This is a genomic window from Psychrobacter sp. CAL346-MNA-CIBAN-0220, assembly GCF_040309805.1.
Taxonomy (GTDB): Bacteria; Pseudomonadota; Gammaproteobacteria; order Pseudomonadales; family Moraxellaceae; genus Psychrobacter.
Window position 1 is genome coordinate 1 of record NZ_JBEOPF010000501.1, and the last position, 255, is coordinate 255.

Annotated in this window: 1 pseudogene; it reads left to right on the forward strand. The window is 40.4% G+C overall.

What is annotated here, in order from left to right:
- Positions 1 to 255: pseudogene (locus tag AAEY88_RS14545) on the forward strand (protein translocase subunit SecF); the annotation flags it as partial.

Sequence of the window (255 nt, forward strand, 5' to 3'; positions counted from 1 at the left end):
CTCAAGTGGGTGATGAACTATTTGAACAAGGCTGCTTAGCATTATTTGCTGCGATGGTCGCGGTAATGATTTATTTAGCTGTTCGTTTTGAATGGCGTTTGGCATTAGGCTCTGTGGTGGCTTTATTTCATGACTTAGTGCTGGTGGTTGGCTTATTTGCATGGTTACAAATAGAGTTTAACCTAACTGTTTTAGCCAGTTTGTTGGCGATTATTGGCTACTCACTAAATGACTCAATAATAGTTGGAGATAGGG